The 25536-nt window shown below is 55.1% G+C and carries 17 protein-coding genes; 15 read left to right on the forward strand and 2 right to left on the reverse strand.

What is annotated here, in order from left to right; genetic code table 11:
* Positions 1-54: 54 nt before the first annotated feature.
* The 13 genes from FYC48_RS14795 to FYC48_RS14855 all read left to right on the forward strand — a co-directional run bounded on the left by FYC48_RS14795 (position 55) and on the right by FYC48_RS14855 (position 20488).
* Positions 55-7791, forward strand: coding sequence for a tetratricopeptide repeat protein (locus FYC48_RS14795; protein WP_149497494.1), 7737 nt, complete (start codon positions 55-57; stop codon positions 7789-7791).
* A gap of 382 nt (positions 7792-8173) precedes the next feature.
* Entirely contained in the window at positions 8174-10909 is a 2736-nt protein-coding gene (locus FYC48_RS14800) for a secretin N-terminal domain-containing protein (protein ID WP_160149537.1), read from the forward strand.
* A gap of 229 nt (positions 10910-11138) precedes the next feature.
* Complete coding sequence (locus tag FYC48_RS14805; protein ID WP_149497496.1) at positions 11139-12686, forward strand: GspE/PulE family protein; 1548 nt, start codon at positions 11139-11141, stop codon at positions 12684-12686.
* A 129-nt stretch (positions 12687-12815) separates the two neighbouring features.
* Entirely contained in the window at positions 12816-14027 is a 1212-nt protein-coding gene (locus FYC48_RS14810; RefSeq protein ID WP_149497497.1) for a type II secretion system F family protein, read from the forward strand.
* Positions 14017-14451: a type II secretion system major pseudopilin GspG gene (gspG, locus tag FYC48_RS14815; RefSeq protein WP_149497498.1), complete on the forward strand. Its 435-nt coding sequence runs from the start codon at positions 14017-14019 to the stop codon at positions 14449-14451. Before FYC48_RS14810 ends, gspG begins: the two co-directional genes overlap by 11 nt.
* A complete protein-coding gene (locus FYC48_RS14820) occupies positions 14448-14948 on the forward strand; it encodes a prepilin-type N-terminal cleavage/methylation domain-containing protein (protein ID WP_149497499.1) in 501 nt (166 codons plus the stop codon). Before gspG ends, FYC48_RS14820 begins: the two co-directional genes overlap by 4 nt.
* Positions 14945-15361: a type IV pilus modification PilV family protein gene (locus tag FYC48_RS14825; RefSeq protein WP_149497500.1), complete on the forward strand. Its 417-nt coding sequence runs from the start codon at positions 14945-14947 to the stop codon at positions 15359-15361. The genes FYC48_RS14820 and FYC48_RS14825 overlap by 4 nt, the downstream gene beginning before the upstream one ends.
* On the forward strand, positions 15358-15882 hold the full coding sequence (locus tag FYC48_RS14830; protein WP_149497501.1) for a PulJ/GspJ family protein: 525 nt from the start codon (positions 15358-15360) through the stop codon (positions 15880-15882). Before FYC48_RS14825 ends, FYC48_RS14830 begins: the two co-directional genes overlap by 4 nt.
* Positions 15872-16858: a type II secretion system protein GspK gene (locus FYC48_RS14835; RefSeq protein ID WP_149497502.1), complete on the forward strand. Its 987-nt coding sequence runs from the start codon at positions 15872-15874 to the stop codon at positions 16856-16858. Before FYC48_RS14830 ends, FYC48_RS14835 begins: the two co-directional genes overlap by 11 nt.
* Positions 16859-16880: 22 nt before the next feature.
* Positions 16881-17459, forward strand: coding sequence for a type II secretion system protein N (locus FYC48_RS14840; RefSeq protein WP_149497503.1), 579 nt, complete (start codon positions 16881-16883; stop codon positions 17457-17459).
* Positions 17456-18871: a type II secretion system protein GspL gene (gene gspL, locus FYC48_RS14845; RefSeq protein WP_149497504.1), complete on the forward strand. Its 1416-nt coding sequence runs from the start codon at positions 17456-17458 to the stop codon at positions 18869-18871. Before FYC48_RS14840 ends, gspL begins: the two co-directional genes overlap by 4 nt.
* Entirely contained in the window at positions 18868-19389 is a 522-nt protein-coding gene (locus FYC48_RS14850; protein ID WP_149497505.1) for a hypothetical protein, read from the forward strand. Before gspL ends, FYC48_RS14850 begins: the two co-directional genes overlap by 4 nt.
* A 211-nt stretch (positions 19390-19600) precedes the next feature.
* Positions 19601-20488: a tetratricopeptide repeat protein gene (locus FYC48_RS14855; protein ID WP_160149538.1), complete on the forward strand. Its 888-nt coding sequence runs from the start codon at positions 19601-19603 to the stop codon at positions 20486-20488.
* 279 nt (positions 20489-20767) lie between these two features.
* Here the strand turns inward: FYC48_RS14855 and pckA are convergent, their stop codons facing one another.
* Together pckA and lipA are read right to left on the reverse strand one after the other, a co-directional pair.
* Positions 20768-22351 carry a phosphoenolpyruvate carboxykinase (ATP) gene (gene pckA, locus FYC48_RS14860; RefSeq protein WP_149497507.1) on the reverse strand — a complete coding sequence of 528 codons (1584 nt, stop codon included), beginning with the start codon at positions 22349-22351 and terminating at the stop codon, positions 20768-20770.
* 308 nt (positions 22352-22659) lie between these two features.
* Complete coding sequence (lipA, locus tag FYC48_RS14865; RefSeq protein WP_149497508.1) at positions 22660-23580, reverse strand: lipoyl synthase; 921 nt, start codon at positions 23578-23580, stop codon at positions 22660-22662.
* A gap of 649 nt (positions 23581-24229) precedes the next feature.
* Here lipA and smpB point away from each other — a divergent pair.
* Positions 24230-24739, forward strand: coding sequence for an SsrA-binding protein SmpB (gene smpB / locus FYC48_RS14870; protein WP_149497509.1), 510 nt, complete (start codon positions 24230-24232; stop codon positions 24737-24739).
* A 4-nt stretch (positions 24740-24743) separates the two neighbouring features.
* Positions 24744-25481 carry an ABC transporter ATP-binding protein gene (locus tag FYC48_RS14875; protein WP_149497510.1) on the forward strand — a complete coding sequence of 246 codons (738 nt, stop codon included), beginning with the start codon at positions 24744-24746 and terminating at the stop codon, positions 25479-25481.
* Positions 25482-25536: the final 55 nt, after the last annotated feature.

The raw sequence follows: 25536 nt of genomic DNA on the forward strand, positions 1-25536 counted from the left end.
CCCGCCATACTGGGGCCAGTCTTTCGCCCCCTTCTCTGCCTCAGGACAATCGGTATGCACGTGCGAAGAACGTCATTTCTTCCAGCAGCGTCACGCCTGGCCATCACGCCGTTCATCATTTTCGCCCTCGGAGTCAGTCAGTTGACGATTTCGGAGCCGGTGTCGGCCCAAACGTCATCGGAGACGCCGTCGGCTGAAGCCCAGGAAGCGAAGAAGCAAGCCGAATTGGCCGATCGTTTTATGACCGTGCTGCTCCGCCGACCACGGAGCGGGACGGCACTCGATCGCGTCTACGGATTTCATGTGCAGGGTGGATCGCTGGAGTCGCTGCTGGAGTCACTCGATGTTTCCGCCGACGATCCCGAAGCGGGCAGCAAGCAGATGATTTTGGGGCTGTTGCAACTGCAGCGTGGGAAGCCTGGCTTGGCAGTGGCAGCCTTTGAAAACGCCGAGCACTTGCGTCCCGACGATGCGATGGCCAGTTTTTTGCTCGGCAAGAGCCAGCTCGCGGTTGGCCAAAACGAAAAGGCCGCCGAAGCGATGGAGCGTGCGATCACACGTGAACCGGCTCGCGCCGAAGCGTTGCCAATCTTCACGGAACTAGGACGTCTTTATGGGCGAGCCGGCCAGACTGAAAAAGCACTCGCTGTCTGGGAAAAACTTGAGCGGCGGTTTCCGGGGGACGACAAGGTCGGTGGTCAAATCGCTCAAACGTTGGCCGACGAAGGGGACTACCAATCGGCCCTCGACCGGTACGCCTCGCTGGCGAATTCGGCTCGCCAAGCCGAACAAAAAGTCGCTTTCGCGGTCCGGGCGGCCGAGATGAAACGCCGCCTCGGCAATCACGACGAAAGCGTCACCGACCTGGAAAACATCCTGACGCGACTTCGACCGGGAAGCTGGCTCTACAACAGCGTTCGGCAACGGATCGAAGAGGGCTTCTTGAAATCGGGCGACTACGACGCCCTGGCGAAATACTACGAGGACAAGCTCGAATCCTCGCCCGATGACTTAGAAGTCATGACTCGATTGGGACGGATCTATATCACATCGCGTCGCCTCGAGGATGCCGAAAGAACGCTTCGCACGGCACTCGAAAAGGCCCCCACGGAGACCGAAATTCGACTGACGCTGATCGATGTGTTGCGTCATCAAGGGGAACTTACCGCCGCGGCGGACCAGTACGAAAAACTCGTCGATGCCGATCCGACCAATCCGGATTACTTGCTTCGCTGGGGCAGAGTGGTGCTGGAAGACGGCGATCGTGCGCTCGACCAGCGGCGTGACGAAGCGGCTCAGATCTGGACTCGCCTTGCCGAAGCCCGTTCCGACGATGCGGTGATTCTTTCTCAAGTTGCCGATGCGATGCGTTCGATTGATCAGATCGATCAAGCAATCGACTTGTATCGCCAAGCGATCGATGTTGCCCCCCAATCGCCTCAATACCGCGAGTACTTGGGTGAGTACCTGTATAAGCTCGATCGAAAAGAAGCGGCCGTCGAAACTTGGGAATCGATGGCCGCCGATGACCGCCGCGACCGTGAATCACTGGTTCGATTGGCCGAAGTTTTTCAGACATTCGAGTTCGATGAACGCGCGCTTGAAACTTGGCGTGTCGCAGCGGAACATGACCTGCAATTCGACCAAGAATTGCGGTTTGCCAGACTCCTTCGCGAGTCAAGCTTGTTCGATGAAGCATTCGAGCGGCTCGACCGGGCGGCAACCCTGGCGGAGACCCCCGATGAACGTGAGCAGTTACTGCGTGATCGTATCAATACTTATTCCGATGCGGGTACGCTTCTTGATCAAATCGCCCAACGGGAAGCCGCGGAAAAAACGCCCGACAATCTTCGTGTCCTGGCATTGCTTCACGCCGCCGCCGGGGAATTGGCTGATGCCCGTTCGGCGATCGAAGCGGCGCTCGAAATGTCTCCTGATTCGGTGGACATCTTGCTGATCGCAGCGGAGGTCTCCGAACGTCAAAACCGTTTCGCCGACGCCGCCGAAAAGTTTAGGCGGTTAGCTGAACTCGACATTCGCTTTAAAACCAATCACCTCCGTCGCGTCGCCGATTTGCAGATGCGATTGGGAAAGGTCGACGAGGCAATGAAGACGTGTGCGGAGGTGATCGCTGCGAATCCTGCGAGCGCCGAGTCGTACCAGTTTTTGGCCCGTTTGGCATTTCGCGCCGGGCGTGATGACGAAGCAATCGCGGCGCTTCGCACGGCGATGAACGTCGCACCTCGCGACAATACCAGCCGCCGGACGTTGGCCTCGGCCTTTGCCGATCGCTTCCGCACCGACGAGGCGATCGAAGTTTATTGGCAGGCGATGCGGTACGAAAGCAAGTTGGACGACCAGGTGCTGTTGGTCGAAAGCTTGGCGCCGCTGTATGACCGAAAAAATGAAGTGGAGGATCTGGTACGTCGGATCGAAGAACTCCAAGAGGATGACGTCGACAGCCGCAGCATCACCGTGATGACCGCCGCCGCTTACGAAGCGGTCGAGAATTATGGCGCGGCAAAATCGGTGCTGGAAACGGCGATCGCAGACGCACCTCGTGACGTTTCACTGCTCGATCGTATGGTCCGAGTGTGTGATTTGGCGAATGAAGTCACCGACGCGGCAGAATACCAGGAGCGCATCGCCGCCATCGAAGACACCCCTGAAAACCGTTTCAAGCTGATCCAGTTTCAGCTCGAAGCGGAGATGATCGATATCGAAACGGCGCTGAGCAAACGGATTTCGCTAAACGCGGATCCGCAGCGACTCGGCAGAATGATCCGAGGTTCCGTGGCCCGATCGGATATGGAAACCGCGATCGCGATTTGCCAAGCCGCGCTGAATCGAGATGATCGGCTTTGGGATGTCAAACTGTACCTTGCTCAGTTGCTGTTGCACCAGCCCGTCGACGGCAACGACGACGAGAGTCAGTCGCAGCCATATCAGCGAGCGATCGAGTTAGCCAACGAGGTGCGTCAGCTGGACATCGAAGTTGATGAGCTCGCCCCGACAGCCTCTCGCGGAGGCAGTCGGCCGGGGAACAATACGTCGACCCGCCCGGTTAAGCCAACCGATTGGTCGAGTCACTACTACGAAGTTGCCCGCCAATACAAACTCGGTCAATATTCCAGTTCGTCGTATTCATCTCGCGGGACACAGCTCGTTCAACCGCGGAATTTTGGTCATGCCCGTGTCTTAGCGGCGACGCTGGAATTCGTCGCGATTAGTAAAACCAATCAAGACAGCGTCGCTTCGAAGAAGATCTACGAGTTGCTGTCGACGAAGTACGCGATGCCAGAGATTGATGAAATCGACGACGCGAATGTGATCTGGGACTATCGAGGGATTGAATCGAGTTGCCGCTACCTGACCCGCAAAGCGGTCAACAGTCACTTCGACAAAGAAGACAAAGAACGCACCAAACGATGCAATTGGCGGCTCGCCGAACTCGATCCAAAGTTCGGGGAACAATCACTTCGTGTCATGCTGTTTTCACAGTATCGCCAACAAGAGGATTCGGTTTGGACGGACGAGCAATGGGAACTAGTGAAACAATTGCACGACCAAGCCGAAGCAAGGGCACACTCCGACCGTAGTGTTCGCGGCGTGTATTATTGGCAGCACCTCACGCAATTTCGCAAAGTGTTGGCTTGGAAGCATCAAACGCGTGGCGAGGAAGAACTCGCCCAACAATATGAAATTGAACCCCCTCAGGACGACGCGACGTTGGCCGAACTGGTCAACATCATGCGGTTCTACACAACCATTGATGACATGGAATCCGCCGAAGCGTTGATCCCGCGACTGATGCCGGCGGCGAGGGATAGCGACCGAACCAATCGGACCAGCGGTTCAAGCACGACGGGATTTTTTGGTTCTATTCGTGGAGGCAACGACACGGCGAAGGCCTTGTATGACGAGCATCGATTCGAGTTTCTTGATGCTGCCTTGGCAGAAGTTTGTGGCGTCCCGCGAACCAGTCGGCGTTCTGGATTAACCAATGGGACCACCAATGCATACGTTCGCAGCAGTGGAGGTGGTTACTACGGGGTGACGATCAAAAGTCCGCTGTCGGCAGACCTGTTGCCACAGAACGTGATCACTGAATTTGGTAGTTTCCTTCCCGAGAAGCCGAACTCAAGCGGTCGCGCTCAATTCCAAGTGCCCGAAGAGTTCCTTGAATTTCTCGATCGTCCCGTTGAGGACGCCAACGAAATCGAAAAGAAAACGCGTGACGTGTTGACGGCTTATGCCCATTGGTGGGCCAACGATGCGACGGAATGTTATCAGCGCATCAATCGCCTTTGCACGCAGTTTCCCGATGACGTTGACCTACGCATCGAGCAGGCTCGCCTGGCAAGTGAAGTCGCCCAGCCAAGGATCGCGTTACAAAAACTAGACTCCTTCGAACCTCTCGACAGTCGGATGTTGGTTCGCAAGGAAATGGCCGCGATGAACTTAGCATCTCGGATTGGTGATACCGAACGCGCTAGGGCAGCCGCCGAACGATTGTTTGGGTTGCGAATCGATACCACGACACAGCTCGCATTGACCGAACAGTTGCGTCAGTTGGGTATGAACGATCAAGCCAAAGCGATGATGCAACGTCTGCGTGGTGGACGTCAAAAAGACGAACGAACTCAAATCCAAATCGCCAACGCGTTCCTGAGCAGCGGTGACCCCGAAGCGGCCGCCGAAGTCGCCTATTCGGTTTTGCGTAAACTTAACGGCGGTCGGTCGACCACGAACAACGCGGACTACTACCGACGCCAGGTCGTCACGATCCTTCGAAACGCAAAGAAACTCGATCCGTTGATCGAGCGGGCGAAACGGCGACTGGAACTTGCGCCAAATTCACGGCGTGCGATGAATAGTTTGGCCGAGCTTTACAGCGCGGCCGGGAAAACCGCTTTAGCGAACGAAATACTCGGCAAACTGAGCGAGAGTTCCGGTAAAGATTCGGCCACGCAATTGCTCGCTCGTGCCGAGTCCCTAAAAAGCGCCGGCAAGAATAAGGAAGCGGTCGAAGCGTATCTGCAGGCCTACATCAAAAAGCCAGACGCGTTTCGATCTGATTTCTATCAAATGTATTCTCCGGCGAGGAACCTGACAGAAACGGAATTCGCTTTCAAGTTGCTCAATCAAATCGACCCCAACGCGATTCCCGCCTATCGCATCGACGAATTGCTGCGGATGGGACGCAACGGCAACAGTTCTTACAGCGAGGCAAAACGCGACTTCCTCCGTCGGATGCTACGTCGCTCGGATCTGCAAAATTACCTTTTCAGCATCGTGCGTAATATCCCACCGAATGAACGAGTGAAGATCCCCGAGGTCGATCGAACGATCATCGACGCCGCGTGCGAGGAAACAGCTTTCAATGCGCGAGGCTCTTACTGGAACATTTACAGCTATACCGGCGCGGGAAAAGCCAGTGGCGGACTGGAAGAATTGCTTGCCATCGTCAAGAGAAACCAAAAGTACCGAAATCAATTCCGAGAAGCGGCGACCGCAGCAAAGGAAGCCGATCAAGAGGAACATGGGCTGACAGCAACACTGCTCTTATCCCTCGTTGAAATTGTCTGTGACGACGATGATGCGGAGGATACCAGCAAAGCGAAAGAAGAAACCCGTGCGTCTTACGACGCCATCCATCAGTTGTTCGTTCAAGAAAATCGTGAACGAACGATAAAGAAGGTCGCCCCAGCACTGATTTGGCAGGCGGGGCTAGCGTTAGAAGAAGACGACTTTGCGCTGGAGAACAAAACGGAACTCTTAGTCGATCTGTATCAAACCGCTTGTATCGATCAAACGAAGTTCAACAACGCGATTAGCTTCACTCCTGCGGCACGCTTGATTCACTGGTACGTCGAACTCGGACAACGGGGGAAAGCTCGCGAGTTGATTATGCGGTATTACGAGGCAATCAATCACTCCGACGAGAACGTCAACAATCCGGGCTACGGTGACTATCAAGACATCAATGAGATCGCCGGGATAGCCAGCATGTTCTCAACGTACGATTTTCCAATTGAATCCTATCAGGTGTATCAGCAACTCCTTGCCGATCAAGCAAAATTTGAGCGTGCACAGCGTTGGGGTGGAAGTTCCAATCGCGAGCGATACGAAAGTGACAGTCAAAAAGCGTTCGAGAACATCACGTCAGAGGCGGGTCGCACCTACCTCCTGTCATTTGGTCAACAGCTCGGCGAGAATGCCCCCGATCAATTGCCGCGTTTGCTGGAAGGATCCCCCGAGCAGATCCGACGCTCCGAAGGCACCCCAAGCATACTCGTCGCGATTGAGAAAGCGAGGGAATCTGACGAAGGCGTGGAAGTCATCGATCAACTTAAGCAGACGGTGGAAGAGAAGATCGAAGTGACGCCGGATCATTTGTGCGCACACATTGTTCGCGTCGTCGTTTTGCTAAACCAAGACTCGGGAAATGAATTGACCGAGGCTCTCGATCAATTGATGAAGGTGGTTCCCTCTGAAGACGAACTCGCCAAGCTCAGCGAACAAGGCGAAGTTAGAACGTTGGAACGATTGAATGATCTGTTTGTGCCTTTGATTGCGGCAAAGTCGTCCGACCATCCTGATGCTGACAGCGTTCCAAAGCAATTGGCGGACTACTTGGCAACGATGGCAGACGTCGCTGGTAATAAAACCGCAGAGTTAGCTTTATTGGCCATCGGCGGTTACGGAGAAGATCGCGTACAAGAGATCCTGCAGGAGTTCGAAGAAAAAGCGACCCAACAATCAAAGCTCACTCGCGATGAGGTTGCATTCTGTTTGGACATCGCCGACTCATTTGTCGATCAAGGGCAACTCCGTGACTCGGCGCGAGCCCTGCGAATTGCCTTGCAGGCGGGGCCGCCGATCGCGCCGATTTCAGGTGGAAACGATCCCTTTTCGTTAACCCCAATTCGTCAAAACAATAACAACGTCAACGAACGAGAACAGGAACTGACGGAACTACGGGTGCGGTTGTTAAAGACCGTTGCGTCTTGGTCAAAGCCGCTGGGAGTAAGCGACCTGACGATGCCGCTGCTGAGCGAGAAGCCCGCGCCTCAAGTCGACGCCGAGTTGGCATCGCAATTAGCGGACGCATTGACCGCTATCGTCATTCCTAATGGTTCGACCGGAATGGTTTACCCGTGGGGAAAACGAATTGCGTCGCGAAATGGCTACGATCGATACCACAATCAGAATTCCTGGGATGTACAGTCGCTGTCGATCGCGTTGGGGAACCTGGCGCGTCTTGCTGGGAATACCGACGCCGTTCTGGAAACGATTCGCGAACGCCAGGAAACGGCGACCGATCCACGCATCGTCAAAGCGGTCTTGGTCGATGTGGCTTGTGCCGGTTCCAACCCGCAGGTCCAAAGCAAAGCTATCGGTGAATTCACTCAATTGCTCAATTTGCAGCTTCCCGCTACCGACGCGCCGGTAGTGACGCAGACCGGATCGATCAGCATTACGTCGCAAATGCAAGCGGAATCAATGGAGAAGAGCGACGTCGTTGACCTTTGCATGCGAACGTTGTGGCCGATTGTCAGCCACCCCGATTCCTTCTCGAAGGAAGACGTCCACGAGGCGTCCCAGACATTGACGCGAGTCAATCGATTGATCGGATCCGACCACTACACCTTGGGGCGTCACCGCGAGATTTCGCGTCGTTTGGAAAACCAATTGTTCACGACGGCCGCCGAGACAAAGGACGAAAAGACGTTTTCGCAGCAGCTCGAGTCGCGGGTGCAAAGCTTTTTCCGCGGCTTGGGGTTTTGACGCCTCGACTGAATCGAATCACAAGGTAGCGGAACTCGCCTACGGCTCGTTGATTTACTCAGCCGCAAACACGATAGCGTGCGGTTCTTCCGCACAAACTCGAGTTTGGGCCAAAGCCCGTCGGCTGATCGTGGAGTCGCTCGATTTGACTAAATCGACGAGCCGACGTGCGTTCGCCCCGGTTATTGCACCGAAACCGTGGCTAACGTCATGCGGCTAATACTGAAATCAACGGTCAATGAAGCACTATCGCATTCGGCTTGCGTTTTCTCTACGGCCGCTACCTCCACTATTCTTGCCTAGATTGAATTGACACCGCTCAGGAATTTTTCTATCGACGCGGTAGATGGTCTTGATTTTCCGCCCGAAACCTGAACTACCGGTGTCTCGATTGCCTCGTGCTTCCTCTCAATTCGATCTCGAGGGCTCGGTGCCGGCCGACGGTTTCGGTTGGTCCCATCGGATCGCCGCATGGGTGCTGACGGTGCCGTTGACGTTGGTGTGCCTAGCGATCATGCCCCCTCGATCTGTATCGGCGCAGTCGCTGGCCGACGAGATTGATGGCGATGCGATCGTCGAATTGAACCTTTCGGGGACGGTCAAGGTGACGACGCTATTGGATTTGATGAGTCAGGAACTCGGTGTTCGATTTTTACATGGAACCGACATCGCGCGTCGCGACGTGACGGTCTACACGCCGGCAAAGCTACCGAAGAAGGTCTTGCCGACATTGTTGGGCAGCCTGCTGCGGGAGGCGAAATTAGCCATCGTCGATAGCGAGGTCCCCGGCTGGAAACGTGTCGTTGATATTGCGGACATCGTCAGTGAAGCGCCCGCCGGGAATGCCGCCGAGGTGTCTCGTCGCAACGGACCGGCTGCCGCGGTCACTCAAGTTTTGCCGGTCAAATTCATCGACTTGACCATGGCATCATCCTCGCTGAAGGCGTTTCTTTCCCGGACCGGATCGAACATAGTCCCTCTGCCAGAACAACGGTTGATGATCGTCACCGGTTATGCCGCCGACGTACGGATGATCGCCGAGTTGTTAGAAACGATTGATCGGCCAGATGAAAAGGGCGTGATCGAATTCTACGAAGTGCGCCGCCGTCCACCCGCAATGCTGATCGAGCAATTCGAAGGCTTGCGGTCGGTCGATGACAACCGCAAGACCGCGAACGCATCCGAACCGAAACTGTTGGTCGACAAATCCGGCAGGCGAATCGTGGTCGCCGGTCGGAAGGAATTGGTCGATGCGGCTCTGTCCCTGCTACAGCGTCTCGATTCGGGAACCGATTTTCAAACCAAGGTTTATCGTCTGGAAAATATCAGTGCCCAACGTTTGGACCGTTTGATTCAAGGGTTCGTAGATCGTGAGACCACCACCGATCGAAACGGTACTCGATCACTCGAAACAACGATTGACGAAGAAGGCAACTTGTTGGTGGTCCGGGCCGGCGCGACGATTCATCAACAGATTGAAACATTGATCAAAGAGCTTGACCGCCCGATCGATGCCGAGGAAAGCCCCATTCGGTTTTACAAGCTAAAGAATGCCACCGCGATTGAAGTGTTGTATTCGTTGTTGGCACTCCAGCAAGCCGCCGGAAGCGGCGTACAAACCGCGGGTGGTTTTGGTGCCGGGGCATTTGGAACGCTCGGTGGCAACGCAATGATGGGGGGCGGCGTCGTTCCTGCTGGCATGGTGGGAGGGGCGAACGGTTCGATTCCAGGCACGTTTCCAAACAATGCCGCCGGTGGAATGCCAGGCGCGATGGCTACCGTGCAACCAAACGGTGGTATGGGCGGAGGACAGTTTGGCGTGGTGGGACAGAATTTATCTGGAAATCTGTCATCGACGCGCACGGCCAATCAAAACGCAGCCTTGGCCATGATGGGGGGCGGAATCGGATTGGCCGGAGGAATGGGATCGTCAATGGGCGGCGGCATGGGAACCGGATCGGTGGCGACATTGCCCGGCGGGGCGCGTGTATCGGCGGATGTCGCGACGAACAGTTTGATCGTGTTCGCCCCATCCAACGTGCAAACCCTCTATGAAAAACTGATTCGATCGCTGGATCAACGCCGGCCGCAGGTATTGATCGAAGCGGACATCATCGCGATCGACACATCAGACAACTTTTCGTTAGGCGTTGAAATCAGCGCCGGAGATCGCACGGGGTCAAAACGCTTGTTCGAGTTTACATCGTTCGGACTGAGCGAAGTCGATCCGCTAACAGGACAATTGACGGTCAATCCTTCGCTCGGATTCAACGGTGTCCTGGTCGATCCCGACGTTGCCGACGTGATCGTTCAGGCGGTTAGTCGGCACACACGAGGACGCGTCCTTTCGTCTCCGAGAGTGCTGGTTAACGATAACCAAACCGGTGTTATCAACAGTATTTCGAGTATCCCGTTCCAGGCCTTCAGCCAAGGCGAGACAACGACGTTGACAGGGCTCGGTGGAAATCAGGAAGCCGGGACAACGATTCAAGTCACCCCGCATATCAACGAAGACAATCATCTGCAGCTTGAGTTCGATGTCGAATTCAGTACCTTTGTCGGTTCGGGTGACAACAATTTGCCACCGCCCCGGCAAATCGATCGGGTGGGAAGTGTCGTTACCATTCCAGATAGCAAAACCGTGATCGTCGGCGGGCTCAAACGCACCAGTGAGTCGGACACACAAACGGGGGTACCGTGGCTAGAGAAAGTGCCGATCATCCGTGAACTCAGCAGCCTGCGAACCGAAGAACAATCGACAACCTCGTTCTTTCTATTCATTCGACCACGAATCCTACGTGACAGTCAGTTTCGTGATCTGAAATTCCTCTCTGATCTTCAATCACACGACGCGCAGTTGTCGGCCGATTATCCGACTAGCGGTCCGATGTTAATTCACTGCCCTCCGGAAAACTTGCCGGCCGGACAGCCAGGGCCGTCGGCGGATCAAACGTGGGGGTCCAGCAATTTCACTGAACCGTCAGTTCCAATGCCGATGGAGTCCACCACGGTCATCGAAGCGCAGTCGGTGTATGATAAAGCGTTGCTGGCGGAGCCGGGATTCGAAACCGATGATGGTTTGGAGTCACGTCCACAGCTGGTTTATCCCGAACCCTGACACGTTGGCCGGTAGGTGCGGTATTACCGATCCAAGATCGGTGCATCGCATACGTTGGCGTCGGGCCCGTATCACGAAAAGGCAGCGCCGCCGGCTGACAGCGCCCGCGTCTGACAGCGTCCTTGTCTGACAGGGCCCGCGTCTGGCGTCATCGGCTTACTGGGCCAGGTGATAATCAAAACACACCCTGCCGATACCTACCTTTGATCTCGGTTTGCGTACTCGATTCATGAATGTGTCGATTGATGACATCGCCGCCAAGTTGCGCATGCCAGTCGCCGAAGATCTTTCGCAGTTTGAAGCGTCGAGCGATTTTCTAAATCGAATTAGCATCGGGCATGCACGCCAACACAACGTGATCGGTTTGCGAGGCAAGGGCGAAGACGAGTTGTGGCTGGCAATCGATTCAGTGTCGGGACTTAATCAAGTCGACGTGATCGGCCGAGCCTTATCACAAAACCCGGGTGGTGGTTTGCGACGGATCGCACTTCGCCCACTTCCGGCGACTTCTGAGGCGATCCGAAAGGCAATCAACCGTGCTTACACCGAACAGTCCAGCCAAACTCAGCGAGTGATCGACTCTCTCGATCGCGACACTTTGTTGGGCGAATTAGCTCGACTCGGTCCACGTGAAGACCTGCTCGATACCGAAGGGCGTGCGCCTGTGATTCGGCTGGTCAATCACTTGCTATTTGATGCCGTGAAATCCGGTGCCTCGGATGTTCACATCCAACCCTATGAAGATCGCTTGATGGTCAGACAGCGGATTGACGGGGTTTTGTTCGACACCTTCGAAATCCCTAAGACAGTTCAAGAAGAGGTGCTTTCACGTGTGAAAGTCCTTGGAAAGATGAACATCGCCGAAAAGCGATTGCCGCAGGACGGGCGGGCGACCGTTCAACTGGGTGAACGCATCGTGGACTTACGGATCGCATCGCTGCCGACAAGTCATAACGAACGGATCGTAATTCGATTGCTCGATAAAGGCGCTCGCTTATATTCGCTGGCCGAACTTGGCATGCCCACCGATAAGCTGGCGATGTTCAAAGAGCTGATCGGACGTGATCATGGATTGATCTTGGTGACCGGACCGACGGGAAGCGGAAAAAGCACAACGCTTTATGGGGCGTTGCAGGAACTTGATTCTGAAGAATTAAATATCCTGACGCTCGAAGATCCGATCGAATATCAGCTTGAAGGGATCAGCCAGACTCAGATCAACGAAAAGAAAGGCATGACCTTTGCGTCGGGAATGCGAAGCGTCTTGCGACAAGATCCTGACATTATCATGGTGGGAGAGATCCGTGATAGCGAAACCGCGATGATGGCGATTCAGGCCTCGCTGACGGGACACTTGGTGTTCAGTACGTTGCACACGAACGATGCGGCGAGCGCCGTGACGCGATTGTTGGACTTGGGGATCGAACCGTATTTGGTCAGTAGTTCTCTGGTCGCGTCATTGGCCCAACGCTTGGTCCGTCAACTCTGCCCGCATTGCAAGACGACGTGTGCAAATCTAAATGATGATCTCCACGCTTCTCAACCGGTCGGCTGCGAAGCGTGTCGGCAAACAGGTTATGCCGGACGCATCGGGCTGTTCGAGTTGCTGGTCATCGACGAAGCTTGTCGAGAATTGATCGGTCGGCGGGCAAGCGCCGCGGAAATTCGTGAAGCCGGATTAAAATCAGGGTTGCAGTTGCTGGCCAACGATGGTCTTGAGAAAGTGCGTCAAGGAATCACCACCTTAGATGAAGTTCGACGGGTCACGACGCTGTAAGATAGGAGACTTTGTCGACGTTAGAGGCAGAGGCTCGATTGTAGCGATGGGGCTTGCAGGACGAGCAAGATGAACGCCGCCGGCAAAAGGATCGCCCCAGCGTTTTTTTAAAATCGAAACAGTAGTTCGATGGCAGTCTTTTCTTACACCGGTACCGACGAATCGCGATCCACCGTCCGTGGAACGATCAACGCCGATTCGCCGCGGCAAGCCCGTGACTCACTGCGTGATCGAGGCATCCGGGTACGCAAGATCGTCGTCAAAGGGGAGCGAGACAGCCCGACATTGTTTCGGTTTCCGCGATGGAAACGGTTCACCGGGGGCAAGCAATGGACTTCGGTGATTTCTGAACTGGCAATGTTACTGCATGCCGGCATTCCAATGCTGGATGCCTTGGACACGATGACCGATCAACACACCGGGGCGATGCGAACGGCTTTGCTGGCCGTACGTGAACGGGTCGCCGCTGGCGAATCGCTTGCGGTAGCCTTGCGTAGTCGTCGTGATTCATTTGATGATGCCACCATTCAGATGGTCGAAGTCGGTGAGAATGCGGGAAATTTGGATGCGGTGCTCACGCAAGTCGCCGAGTTCAAACAACGCCAATCTCGATTCACCGATGCGGTGACGACGGCACTTCTTTATCCGGCATTTTTAGTTTGCTTTGGTGCCGCCGCTGCGGTGTTCTTGATGACCAGTGTGCTTCCGCCGCTGCTTGAGAATTTGGAAGAAACGCTACCGACGCTTCCGTTTCCGACTCGCATCGCAAAACTACTGAGCGAAGGATTACTGAACTATCGATGGTGGTGGCTTGGAGGTTTATTGGTGCTATCGGTTGTCGGTGTTTCGGTCGTGCGTCATCCGGCCGGTCGCCGCGTTGTCGATCGTTGGATGTTACGCGTCCCGGTCCTTGGACCGATGTTCGTCAAGCAGGGGATTTCTAGGATCGCGACGATCATCGCGACGCTTTCCCGCAGCGGCGTTGAATTGACGCGGGCATTCGAGCTAGCCGAAAGGTCGGTGAACAATGTGGTATTTCGTACGGCACTACGAGATTGCGGGACACGCATTTCGGCTGGGGAAGACATCGCCGATGCGCTTTCGCAAAGCGGAGTGTTCCCCCCACTGGCGGTTCGCGTGTTTTCGGTCGGACAGGAAACTGGCAAGCTAGATGAGATGCTTTTTCGCCTTGCCGATGATTATGATGAACAAGTCAAAACCTCATCGGCCCGCATCACGGCGCTCGTCGAACCGGTTTTGATCCTTGTCTTGGCCGCCATGGTAGGATTCCTGTTGCTGGCCACTATTCTTCCGATCTTGGAGGCTGGAAATGTTTTGTGACTCGTCTGTGACGAAGCGATCCCAACGCCGTCGCGCGTTTTCACTCGTCGAGCTGATTGTCGTCATGGTGATTTTGGGGATGCTGGCCGGATTGGTCGCAATCCGTACACGAGGCTACTTGGTTAACTCGCGTCAAAATGCGGTGAAAGCAGAAATCGCGACGATCGTCAAAGCTCTTGATACGTTTCGCCTCGACCAAGGACGTTTTCCAACTGATGACGAAGGATTAGAAGTCCTCACCGAACCGACGCCGACTTGGGAAGAAGGCTTTCTTAGCAAGTTGCCCGTCGATCCATGGAAAAACCCCTATTTGTATTTTGTTACCGACGATGGTTTTGAAGTGCTCAGCCTTGGCGCCGACGGTCGCGAAGGTGGGCAGGGTGAGGATGCCGATTTTTCCAGTGCGATGCTGGACGCGTCATGATGGACACTCCCGGCCAACCGGTACGGCGAGGGTTTTCGTTGATCGAACTGCTCGTCGTCATGGTCTTGCTAGCCGTGATGGCATCGCTTGCGACCTTGACCAGTCGAGCCGCGTTCGCGAAACAATCGCTTGAACTCGCGGCCGCAACGGTTGAGCAATTTGATCGGCAATGTCGCGCCGATGCTCGGTTAAGCCGGCGAGGCGCGAGTGGTCAAATCGATCCGTCACGCGGACAACTGATCATTGAAGCTCCGCATAAACGGACATTTCGATTGTCAGGCCGAGTTGTGATTGATCGTTTCGTCAGTCACGGCGGCAAAGTGATTCGGAATCGCCAGGCGAGGATTCAGATGAATGAGTTTGGGGCATCGCCGAGCTATGCGGTCAGGTTGGTGTGTGGTGATTCGGCACGTTGGATTTTTATCAGTGGTGGCTCTGGGCAAATCGTCGATAATCTAGACGGTACAAAAGTTTCTCGTCTACTCGTGAAACCATGAGAGCCTGCGATAGACAACGGCGATTGGTTGAACCATCGTCTGCTCGGCGAAACGGATTGACGCTGATCGAAGTCGTCATCGCACTTGTGTTGATGGCGTCGGTACTTGTTGGATCAATTCTGGCGTTCACAACTCATCGGCGGCAATTATCACGGGCGGAAAAACGCGTCCAAGCAACTTTCCTTGCCGACCAATGGATCGAGACATTTTTATCATCGAATGAGAGGATACCGGTGCCTGGTCGCGGTGTGCTTTTGGATACGCCGAATTGGTATTGGAAAACATCGGTCGCCGGGCAAACTGTCATCACGAACGTTCCCGTACGAATCGTACGATTGGAAATTGTCGATGCATTGCAGTCAGGGCCCCCCCTGGTCCAAGTTGATTTGGTGCAACCGGAGTCGACTCAATGAGCGGAAGTCGCCGAGCAACCGCAGAAGGGATGACACTAATCGAACTAACGGTCGCTTTGGTGCTGGCTTCGATGTTGATGGTGGTCTTGTTGCGCGTGACTAACCTTGTCGTGTCCGAGACGGTCCAAGTTCGCCGCAACTCGTTCGATCGACTTGCGGCGGAGCGTTTGGCCGATCAATTGCGATTTGACTTTGAAAATGCACGTGGCGTCGGACTTCAAACCAACACAATCATATTGGATGGTTTTGTTGGGCCGAATCATGTTGCCTCGCGGGTGTATTACGAAGTCCAATCGCGCGGGGCGTTTCGGGTTCTCGTCCGATCAGTCGAGGACGAGAGTCGCGTATGTTGGGTCGGTTGTGGTGACCTGCAGTTTGAGCCACTGGGCGAATTTTCGGTGGAAACGGGCGATGCAGCCACCGGCGGACTGATGCCGTTGCCCGATCGCTTTCGTGTGCAGCTTGCGGACTCCTCTGGGCGTCTGATGATTCGGGAGGTGATCCGGCATCATGCGAACTGAGAATGTAATTCGATCGGTCACCGAAAAAAAACAGGACGGTTACATTCTGTTGGCCGTGATCGCAGTGTTGGTACTACTAATTACCGTGCTGGCCAGTTTGTCGAATCTCAGCTTGCGGCGAGCACTTGCGTCGCGAGAAGCATCGGTACGGCTGCAGCAGCGTTGGGGAATCGCGTCGATCGAAGCCACTGTGCTTCCGCGGGCGGCGAAGGTATTCGAACGAATCGAAGAGCAGCGAGTGGAAGTAAAGCAAGCTGGCAAGGAGCGAACGGAGTTTCGAGAGATCGAATTTCCGCGGCAGCTTCGCTCGGCCGTGACCCTAGGCGAAGTGACCTTTGATGTGCTGCTTGCTGATGAAGACGCGAAAGTGAACCTCAACCAGGTTTACCATATGGCCGGAATCCAGCGGACAAGTGAGACATTGTCGGACCTAGCCGGTCCGGTTGCGGCGCAAGCAATCCGTATTTCACCTGCGGTGGATCGTGTACCAATGAGCGAGCAGGACTTACGGCAAACCAAGCAGGACGAGACCGAGCCCCCCCCATTGCCGCGGGCATTCCATAGTTGGGGGACAGTCCTCGATGAACAGAGATTGGTTACGACCATCGGAAACCAAGCTGCTTTGCCGAATTTGACCTCGGAAGTGACCCTCTTTGGCGGCGGAGCAATTAACCTGAAACGTGCCTCGGATCGAGCGATAGCGGCGGTGGCGCGGTGTGTGCTTTCCCGTGCTGGAGCGGATCGATTGGTTGACCGATATAGAGAGACCCCGACCCTCTCGGTAAATTTACTCGTCGACCGAGAAGCCAAATCACAATCGGAGAAGACTCGCTTAAAGCGTCTACTGTCCGATTCGAGTCAACATTTTTCGTTGTGGATCGATGCTTCGGCGACAGCACGCCGTCGACAACGAACGTTTACCGTCACTCGAAAGGACGACGACGGAGTCAGTGTCAACGAACGCTTTGCTTACTGATTGATCTTACGGTGCTGGTTCAGTGAACGTGAAACAACAACAACGATGTTTGGTCGCCGCGACCGTCGCGTGTTTCGCCGGGGCGGTTTGGGCGGCCGTTTGGGCGGTGGCACCGTTGGAAGCACCGCCCACATTAGCGGCAATCACGCGACCGGATGTTCGGCCACCGATTCAGACCGCAGATGATGTTGATGGGGCTACGAGTGTCGGAGCCATCGATTTCTCGTTTTCGATTCAGAAACCGCTTTACGATCCGCCGCCTCCACCACCGAAGCCTCAACAACCGGCGCGTTTTGTCCCCAAGCCGGTTAGCCGGCCGTCGGCGCCAAAACCGAAATTGAATTGGACGCTCGTTGGGACGATCATCGACCCAACACAGCGTCTCGCAATTTTGAGTGACGAGAGTGGCAAAACGGACATTCGCCGGGTTGGTGAAACCATCGAGCTTGCCCCGCCAGGCGTCCAAGTGAAATCGATCGCGTCGGAAAAAGTCATCTTGGACGTCAATGGTGCGACATCCACGTTGCATTTAAAGAAAACGTTGACCGCGTCTTCGGATGACCGTTCCAACGTACGGGGGAACCGGCGACGCAACCGATGAACGAAGCGGCGATCAAAACCATCAATGATACATCGTTAAGCAACGGATGTATTGTTCGCCAGCGGTGGTCGCACTGGGAACTAAGATGCGGTCAGTCGCTTGTCGAAATACCTACCGAGACAAGTCACGCCTCAATCGCCCAAGCTCTGCGAGCCCTGAAAGAAACAGTGAGAGATGTTTCGGCACGCTGTGTTTTGGCATTACATTCGAATGAGTGCTACGGTGTCGATGCGGCAATACCCGAAGGTGTCGATGGGAGAGACCGCACGGCGATTCGTTACGAACTTGAACGCTTGCTGCCAATTGATGCCGAAGAGTTCACTTGTGACTATCACGTGACTGGTGATCGGAAGCAGATTTTTGCGATCGCGATTGAAACTCGGCGATGGAGCGTCCTGGTCGATGCGCTCGGTGCCGAAGGATTTGAAGTCGTCGCGATCATTCCAGAAAGCTTGCTGATCACCCAGTCGATTATCACGCTTCCTGAACTTAAATTTCCGATCCGAATTGGGATCGTACAATCAGACGGTTGCTTTGAAACCATCGATGTGGACGCCGACAAGCTCGTCATCCGCTGGAAGAGCTACAGTTCGGTCGAGCTTTGGAAGCGATGCTCAGATTTTGATTCCGAACGCGATGGGGGCTGGGTGATTGTTGGGCGTCATCAAGCAATGACAACTCTGGCAAACGCCAAGTCCATCTCGCGGCCTCCGTCTCATCTGATCGGGCATGCGGCACAGTTGGCATGCGAGGGAAAGCTCGCGCCGAGCCTAAATCTTCGATGCGGTGACTTGGCATCCGAAGATTCGCTTCATGCGATTCGCACGCCTTTGCGTTGGCTGGGGCTTTCCGCTGTGATTTGCCTGTTGGCCGTTTGGGCCGGTTCATGGTATCGCGGTTCACGCTACGAACGTGAGCTAGCCGCCATTGACCAGCAACAGCGCCAGGCATTTAAAGATGCCTTCCCGCGGCAGCGCGTTCCGGTATTGCTGATGCGCACGGTTCGAAATGAGCATGCCCGGGCAATCGGTTCTCGCGGTATCCAATCGGTCAACTTGCCAATTTCGGCTGCCGCGGTCCTGCGGGACTTGTTTGACAGTCTTGAACGAGCCGGAGAGCGAGATGCGCGTTTTCGCGTGCTAGAAATGCAAATCAACGACGGCGAGTGCTCGCTAACCGTCCGGGCTGCGTCGGCGATCCAGATCGGGATACTGGCAAGTGAAATGGAGAATGTCGGATTTCAGGTAACCCCCCCCGCGTCCGAACAAATTCCGCCAAATCAACAAGAGCCGATCGAAACCTACCAATCAACGCTCAAAGCCGAGTGGATTTCCCCAGCGAATCGTGTAGACAACTTACAGGCGACAACGAACCGATCATCCGACCGCGAGCGATCAGGAGGCGATCGATGAGTGTCGACAGCAAACGCGTCCTTGCGGTGATCGGACTGGTTGTGCTCGGCGTCATGGCTTGGTTTTCGTTGACCGATACATGGCGACGATCGCAGAAACTGTCTGAAAATAGAAGTCAGTTGACTGAATTTCGCCGGATGCTTGACGACATCAAGACGCTCGAGAACCGACCATCGGTCGCGGCGTTACAAGTCCAAGCCGCTGATGAAATTCTAAATCGCATCTATACCGCCGTCGGTGAAGCGGGGTTGCCAGAGCGAATGCTGTCCACGCAAACTCCATCGGCACCGCAGCGTTTGGAACGCTCTGATTACATGTCGCAGGCGGTGACGATCAAACTGAACCGGGCAACGGTGAAGCAGGTTGTCGCTCTGTGTGATGCTCTCAAAGACGATGCGACGGGGTGTCTGGTTCGTGACCTACGATTTAGCAATCCTATGAAACAGGGAGCGCGTGAAACATGGGATTGCCAGCTGACCTTGACCCAAGTGACATTTTCTCCGAAAAGCGATTCCTAGTGCTTCGACCATCTTAACTCTTCGGTTTCGGCTCATCAGCCGACGGGCGTTAGCCCCGGTTATTGCACCGAAACCGTAGCTAACACCACGCGGCCAATTTCGAAAACAAGTTGATGAGAAGCGATCCTGCTAGGTTTAAATCGAGATGAAACTCAAGAACGCGACGTGCATCAATCATCCGTGAGTGTCGATTCTCGGTAGGAGGAGTAGCTTGCGACAGGAAAGTCGATCGACGTTGCAACCCGCAGGCGCGATGGTGCTCGCGCTTTTGTTTGCTGCGCCGATCGGATGCTCGCTTTCACGAAACGCGAATCGTGCATTGGTCCAAGTGACCTCGAAACGCGATCAGGCGAAGGCTAAACGCTTGACGCATGCCGGCATTCGCTCGCTGAATAAGCAGCACATTGACGCGGCGGCGAAGCACTTCCGTGAGGCGATTGAAGCGGATTCGAGCTATGGCCCAGCCCATAACAATCTTGGTTTGATGCACTATGATCAAGGTAATCTTTATCAGGCAGTGATCGCGTTTGAACATGCGCAACAGTTTTTACCGAATGCCCCAACGGTGATTTACAATTTAGCTCTCGCGCTCGAAGCGTCTGGAAGAATTGACGAGGCACTGGAGTTGTACTATCTCGCCGTTGAAATGGATCAAGCCAACCCTCACTATCTTGGAAACCTTGTGCGTCTTCGGGTTCGTCGTGACGAACGTGACGAAGTACTGATTCAACAATTGCAGGACTTGGTACTGATCGAAACCCGTCCCGAATGGCGACGATGGGCCGATACGCAGCTCGGCTTGGCGTTAAATCTCGCTCTCGATCGTGGGCCGGCGACACCGGAGCTCGAATCGGCGATCAGCAACCGCCGAGAGAAACAATCGGGGGCAGCGCTGCAGGACAAGATCATCGACCTGACGCCTGTTTCGACGGCATCGTTTGAATCAACAGACGCCCCAGATGCTCAGAGTGACGCCCACGGCACAATGCAACTGAACCCGCCGCGAAAATCAACGCTCAATCCTGATGCGGCAGATGGCAGCTTGCCCACCCTGTCGATGGATGATCTCTCCGAAGACGCCTATTTTCGTCGCGATTGATTGCGGAATTGCGGCAGTGCTTTCTAGCGCAGATTGTCCGGCTTAACCGCTCCGCTGCCGGGCGATTACTTGGTAGCTGCGAGGTAACCGACGCAAACACAACACGGTGAGTTCTGAACAAATCGAGCCGAATCACCGGTGCTTCGTTCCAGTTGTCTTTTGGGATTAACCGAATGGTGTTATTGGCCACGGTTTGCGAGCAACAATCGGAGCCATTGCCGGCGGCTGATGACTCGCGTCCGAGTTTTCAACTAAGACCGAGCCCAGAGTCGCCCCCGTTTAACTTGGTGACGGTCCCGCATGGCGAACCTTTTCGCTGACACCGTCGGCGTACGATTGGAAGTTGTCATGGAACAGTTTGGCCAACTTCTTTGCCGTCGCGTCATAGGCGTCGCCGTCCGCCCAGGTCTGGCGTGGGATCAAGATCTTATCCGGAACATTAGGGCACTTCGTCACCATGTTCAATCCGAAGCATGGTTCCTGCTGTAACGGCGCGTCTTTGAGTTCTCCCGCATGAATCGCATCCACGATCGCACGGGTGTACGCCAACTTCATCCGGGCCCCGACGCCATACGCACCACCACTCCATCCTGTGTTGATCAGCCAAACGTTCGTGTCGTAGCGCTGGATTCGTTCGGACAATAGCTCGGCGTATTTCCCAGGATGCCAAACTAGAAACGGTCCTCCGAAGCAGGGCGAAAACGTGGCTTCCGGTTCTGTTACACCAACTTCGGTCCCAGCGACCTTGGCGGTATAACCGCTGATAAAGTGGTACTCTGCCTGTTCGGGGGTCAAACGACTGACCGGCGGCAAGACTCCGAAGGCATCGCAGGTTAGGAAGATGACATCGGTCGGTTGCCCCGAGATACAAGGGATCTTGGCGTTGGGGATGTACTCGATCGGGTACGCGCCGCGAGTGTTTTCGGTGATCGAACTGTCGTCGAAATCGACATGGTGATCGGCCTGATCGTAGACCACGTTCTCAAGGACCGCGCCGTAGCGAAGTGCATCGAAGATCTGCGGCTCGGCTTCACGGGTGAGGTAAATCGCTTTGGCATAGCAACCGCCTTCGATATTAAACACACCGTGATCGGTCCAGCAGTGTTCGTCATCGCCGATCAGGCCTCGCTTCGGATCCGCCGAAAGCGTTGTTTTCCCTGTTCCAGAAAGCCCAAAGAGAACCGACGAACTATCCGTTTCTGGGTCACAGGTTGCCGAGCAGTGCATCGGCAAGACGCCGTCTTTCGGCATCAGGTAATTCATCAGCGTGAAGACCGCTTTTTTCATTTCGCCGGCATATTGGGTGCCCAAGATCACGACCTCGCGTCGTTCCAGGCTCAGGTCCACGCTGGTTTTGCTGGTCATCCCCGTGGTGTATCGGTTGGCCGGGAAAGCGCCGGCATTGATGATCACGCAATCCGGTTCACCGAAGGTTTCCAATTCTTCGCGCGTCGGCCGTATCAGCATGTTGTGCATGAAAAGCGCATGATAGGGACGGGCACAGATCACGCGGACTTTGATCCGGTACTTCGGATCCCAGCCCGCGAAGGCGTCGAGCACATACAGGCGCTGGCGGGTATTTAGGTAGTCAATCGCGCGTTCTCGGTTGACGCAGAAGACTTGTTCGTCAAGACCGATGTTGACGGTGCCCCACCAGACATCGTTTTCGGAGTCGGAATGTTTGACGATCCGTTTGTCTTTCGGTGAACGACCGGTTTTATCGCCCGAGTAGGCGATCAGTGCCCCGGTATCGGCGAGCGTGGCATTTTTCTCGTACCGCAGGGCTTCCTCGTAGAGCGCGGCCGGTGAGGCATTGCGAAAGATCTTTTTGACTTCGATCTCGTACTGACTCAAATCAAACATGCTGCTCTCCCGATTCGAATACCGATCCCGTGTTTGGCGCCTGCGCCTGCTGAATCGCAGTCGATAACGTGCGTCTGCAATTCATGCTCGTCAACGGCCGTGATCAATCAGCGGTCCGATTTGACCTCAGGCTTAGCCGTGATTCTTCCGCACCAACCGTGATTTATACTCACCGGTTGATTGATGAACCGTTAATCTGGCTCGATGAGGCACTGATCAGCAACGCGCTGGCCACCAACGGTGGATGGTATTGCAAATCGGAAACCGACAAAAGATGCCGGTAGAAGGTTTTCGAGCTTGCCGGACGATCAGCAGTCGGTTTCGGCCATGTCACGGGCGTGATAGCTACTGCGGACGAACGGCCCGCTGGCAACCTTTTTGAATCCCATGCCTTTGGCAATTTCGGCGAGTTCTTCGAACTCTTCCGGTGGGACATAGCGGACGACGGGCAGGTATTTTTCGCCCGGTTGCAGGTATTGGCCTAGCGTCAAAAAGTCGACGTCGTATTCACGCAGATCGGCAAGGGCATCGAGCAGTTCCCCGCGTTCTTCGCCAAGGCCCAGCATTAGACCGCTTTTCGTTTTGACTTCGGGATCATACTCCTTGACCTTTTTCATCATGCTAAGGGTCCATGCGTATTCGCTTTTGGGGCCTCGCACGCGACGATAAAGCCGTGGGACCGTTTCCATGTTGTGGTTGAATACGGTCGGCTTTGCTTCGATCACCCGATGGAGCGACTCACGGCAATTGACAAAATCCGGCGTGAGGACTTCTGTCGTCGCGCCGGTGCGTTCTCGAACCGCGACGACGCAACGGTAATAGTGATCGGCACCGCCGTCGGGCAAGTCATCGCGGGTGACGCTGGTGATCACTACGTGTTTGAGCCCTAAACGTGCCGCGGCTTCGGCGACGCGTTCTGGTTCGTCCGATTCGGGCAACGCCGGTGGTCGCCCGCGGTGGACGGCGCAAAATCCGCACGGACGTGTGCACACGTTGCCCAGAATCATGAACGTCGCCGTCTGCTGGCTGTAGCACTCCATCCGATTGGGACACTTCGCGTTGTCGCAAACCGTTTCCAGTTTCAACTCATCCAACAAGCCCGCCGTCATGTGGTTGGCGTTGCTTTTGGGAATCGGACGTTTCAGCCATCGTGGCAAACGGCCACTACCGCTTAGATCGGTACCTTCGGGGATGACAGGGTCGGCGACGACAGGGAGACGAAAAGCCATGAACGTAAAAATCAGTGATTTGCGTGAACCGTAGGCGAACTCTTTGCTCTGCCGTATTGTAGTGAATGGTCGGCAGGGGCAATGGGCCAATTAGGACCTCCACACTCCTACCGCCGATAAAGACGACATCCTATGCACTAAAACCGGTGCATTGGTTCGGCAAACAACCGAGATTTTTCGGTCTGCGTTTTGAACCTTACCTGCTCGCGGAAGGATGCCCGGTTCGGGGCGATGTCCGGTTCACATGTTACCGATACAATCCCCCCACCCCCGGGAGATCGTCCATGTTTTAGGTAACCGTCCTGACGTGCGGTCATCGGGAGGGTTACCCTAAGAGGCAAGCACCGACGGTGATCGCGGCGGAAAGGGCCGCGAACAGCCAAACTAACCAGAGGACAGAGCCCCCGGAGGACAGAGTCTTTCGGGGACAGAGCCTTTCGAGGCACGCCAAGAAGCGTCTGCTGGGACGCTCAAGGCTGCTGAGACACCCTGGGCTAACGTTGGTGGCTGATGCCTCGCACTGTCACGATTACCGCCCAACGCGGTCACCCCGAGAACGGAGTCGTTGGCATCCCCAAACTGCCGTTTGAGAGCATTGCCGCTTAGGAACAAACGACGCCCCCACGATTAGCAAACCTGCACGGCTTCCATGGCGAAGAATAAAACCAAAAAGAAAAAGGGCGGAGCGGCAAAGAAGTCATCCCCGCAGATCACCGTCGTTTCGGAGAATCGTAAGGCACGTCACCGCTACGAAATTTTGGACACGATTGAGTGTGGCATGATGCTGATGGGCAGTGAGGTCAAATCGATGCGAGAGGGCAAGCTGTCTCTCGACGAAGCACACATTCGCGAAAAAGATCGCGAGTTGTGGTTATTCGGCGCTGACATTGCCCATTACAACAATGCCGGCATGTGGAATCACGATCCACGACGCCCACGCAAACTGTTACTACATTCGGTCGAGATCAACAAGTTTTCCGGCCGTGCACATGAGCGGGGGCACACATTGATTCCGCTGAAGGTTTACTTCAATGAACGCGGAATCGCAAAATGTCTGATGGGACTGGTCAAAGGAAAGAAGCTTCACGACAAACGTGAATCACTAAAGAAACGCGATTCAGATCGTGGGCTGCAACGCGCAATGAGAGGCCGAGGCTAACCAGATGGAACCGACCGAAGATCCTCAGCAACCGTCCACCGAAAACGCTACCGGCGGCGATCCGGTGCTCGTCATCCGCGACCTGGTCAAGACGTTCGATCAACCGAGTGGTGGTCAGCTTACCGTGCTTGATATCCAATCGTTGGTGATCCGCACGGGCGAACAGTTGGCTTTGATCGGCGAAAGCGGCGGTGGCAAGACGACGTTGCTGCATCTGATTGCCGGATTGCTAACGCCGACATCTGGCAGCATCCGCGTTGCCAACATTGAAACGACGAAATTATCAGAGCAAGGTCGCGATCGATTGCGTGCCGCTTCAATCGGGTATGTCTTTCAAACGTTTAATCTGTTGCCGGCATTTTCGGCGATCGAAAACGTCCAACTTGGCATGGCGTTCGGTAACCGGCCAGTCGACGCCGGTCGAGCCCGCGAGTTACTTGGCAAAGTCGGCCTGGCCGATCGAGCAAATTATCGACCGAAGCAGCTTTCCGTCGGCCAACAACAACGTGTCGCAATAGCGCGGGCATTGGCCGGTCGTCCAAAACTGTTGCTCGCCGACGAACCGACCGCCAACGTCGATCCGGCCAGCGCTGACAACGTCCTTGACTTGATCATCAATTCGTGTCGCGAAGAAGAGATTGCATTGATGATGGTCACGCACTCGATGTCGGTGACCGAACGATTCACCCGCGTAGAAAGACTTGAATCACTAAACCGAGTCTTGCACGACGCTTCGGCCTAGATAGAGCGGTTGATGTAGCGTTGCTTTGCTAAGCTGACTCGGCAAGTGCACCGAT

The organism is Roseiconus lacunae (assembly GCF_008312935.1).
GTDB lineage: Bacteria > Planctomycetota > Planctomycetia > Pirellulales > Pirellulaceae > Stieleria > Stieleria lacunae.

Bases quoted from the DNA above. Each gene is read 5' to 3' on its own strand.
- FYC48_RS14805 (WP_149497496.1), top strand. From the start codon at position 11,139: ATGAATGTGTCGATTGATGACATCGCCGCCAAGTTGCGCATGCCAGTC.
- FYC48_RS14820 (WP_149497499.1), top strand. From the start codon at position 14,448: ATGATGGACACTCCCGGCCAACCGGTACGGCGAGGGTTTTCGTTGATC.
- gspL (WP_149497504.1), top strand. From the start codon at position 17,456: ATGAACGAAGCGGCGATCAAAACCATCAATGATACATCGTTAAGCAAC.
- gspG (WP_149497498.1), top strand. From the start codon at position 14,017: ATGTTTTGTGACTCGTCTGTGACGAAGCGATCCCAACGCCGTCGCGCG.
- FYC48_RS14830 (WP_149497501.1), top strand. From the start codon at position 15,358: ATGAGCGGAAGTCGCCGAGCAACCGCAGAAGGGATGACACTAATCGAA.
- FYC48_RS14810 (WP_149497497.1), top strand. From the start codon at position 12,816: ATGGCAGTCTTTTCTTACACCGGTACCGACGAATCGCGATCCACCGTC.
- pckA (WP_149497507.1), bottom strand. From the start codon at position 22,351: ATGTTTGATTTGAGTCAGTACGAGATCGAAGTCAAAAAGATCTTTCGC.
- FYC48_RS14795 (WP_149497494.1), top strand. From the start codon at position 55: ATGCACGTGCGAAGAACGTCATTTCTTCCAGCAGCGTCACGCCTGGCC.
- FYC48_RS14835 (WP_149497502.1), top strand. From the start codon at position 15,872: ATGCGAACTGAGAATGTAATTCGATCGGTCACCGAAAAAAAACAGGAC.
- smpB (WP_149497509.1), top strand. From the start codon at position 24,230: ATGGCGAAGAATAAAACCAAAAAGAAAAAGGGCGGAGCGGCAAAGAAG.
- FYC48_RS14875 (WP_149497510.1), top strand. From the start codon at position 24,744: ATGGAACCGACCGAAGATCCTCAGCAACCGTCCACCGAAAACGCTACC.
- FYC48_RS14850 (WP_149497505.1), top strand. From the start codon at position 18,868: ATGAGTGTCGACAGCAAACGCGTCCTTGCGGTGATCGGACTGGTTGTG.
- FYC48_RS14825 (WP_149497500.1), top strand. From the start codon at position 14,945: ATGAGAGCCTGCGATAGACAACGGCGATTGGTTGAACCATCGTCTGCT.
- lipA (WP_149497508.1), bottom strand. From the start codon at position 23,580: ATGGCTTTTCGTCTCCCTGTCGTCGCCGACCCTGTCATCCCCGAAGGT.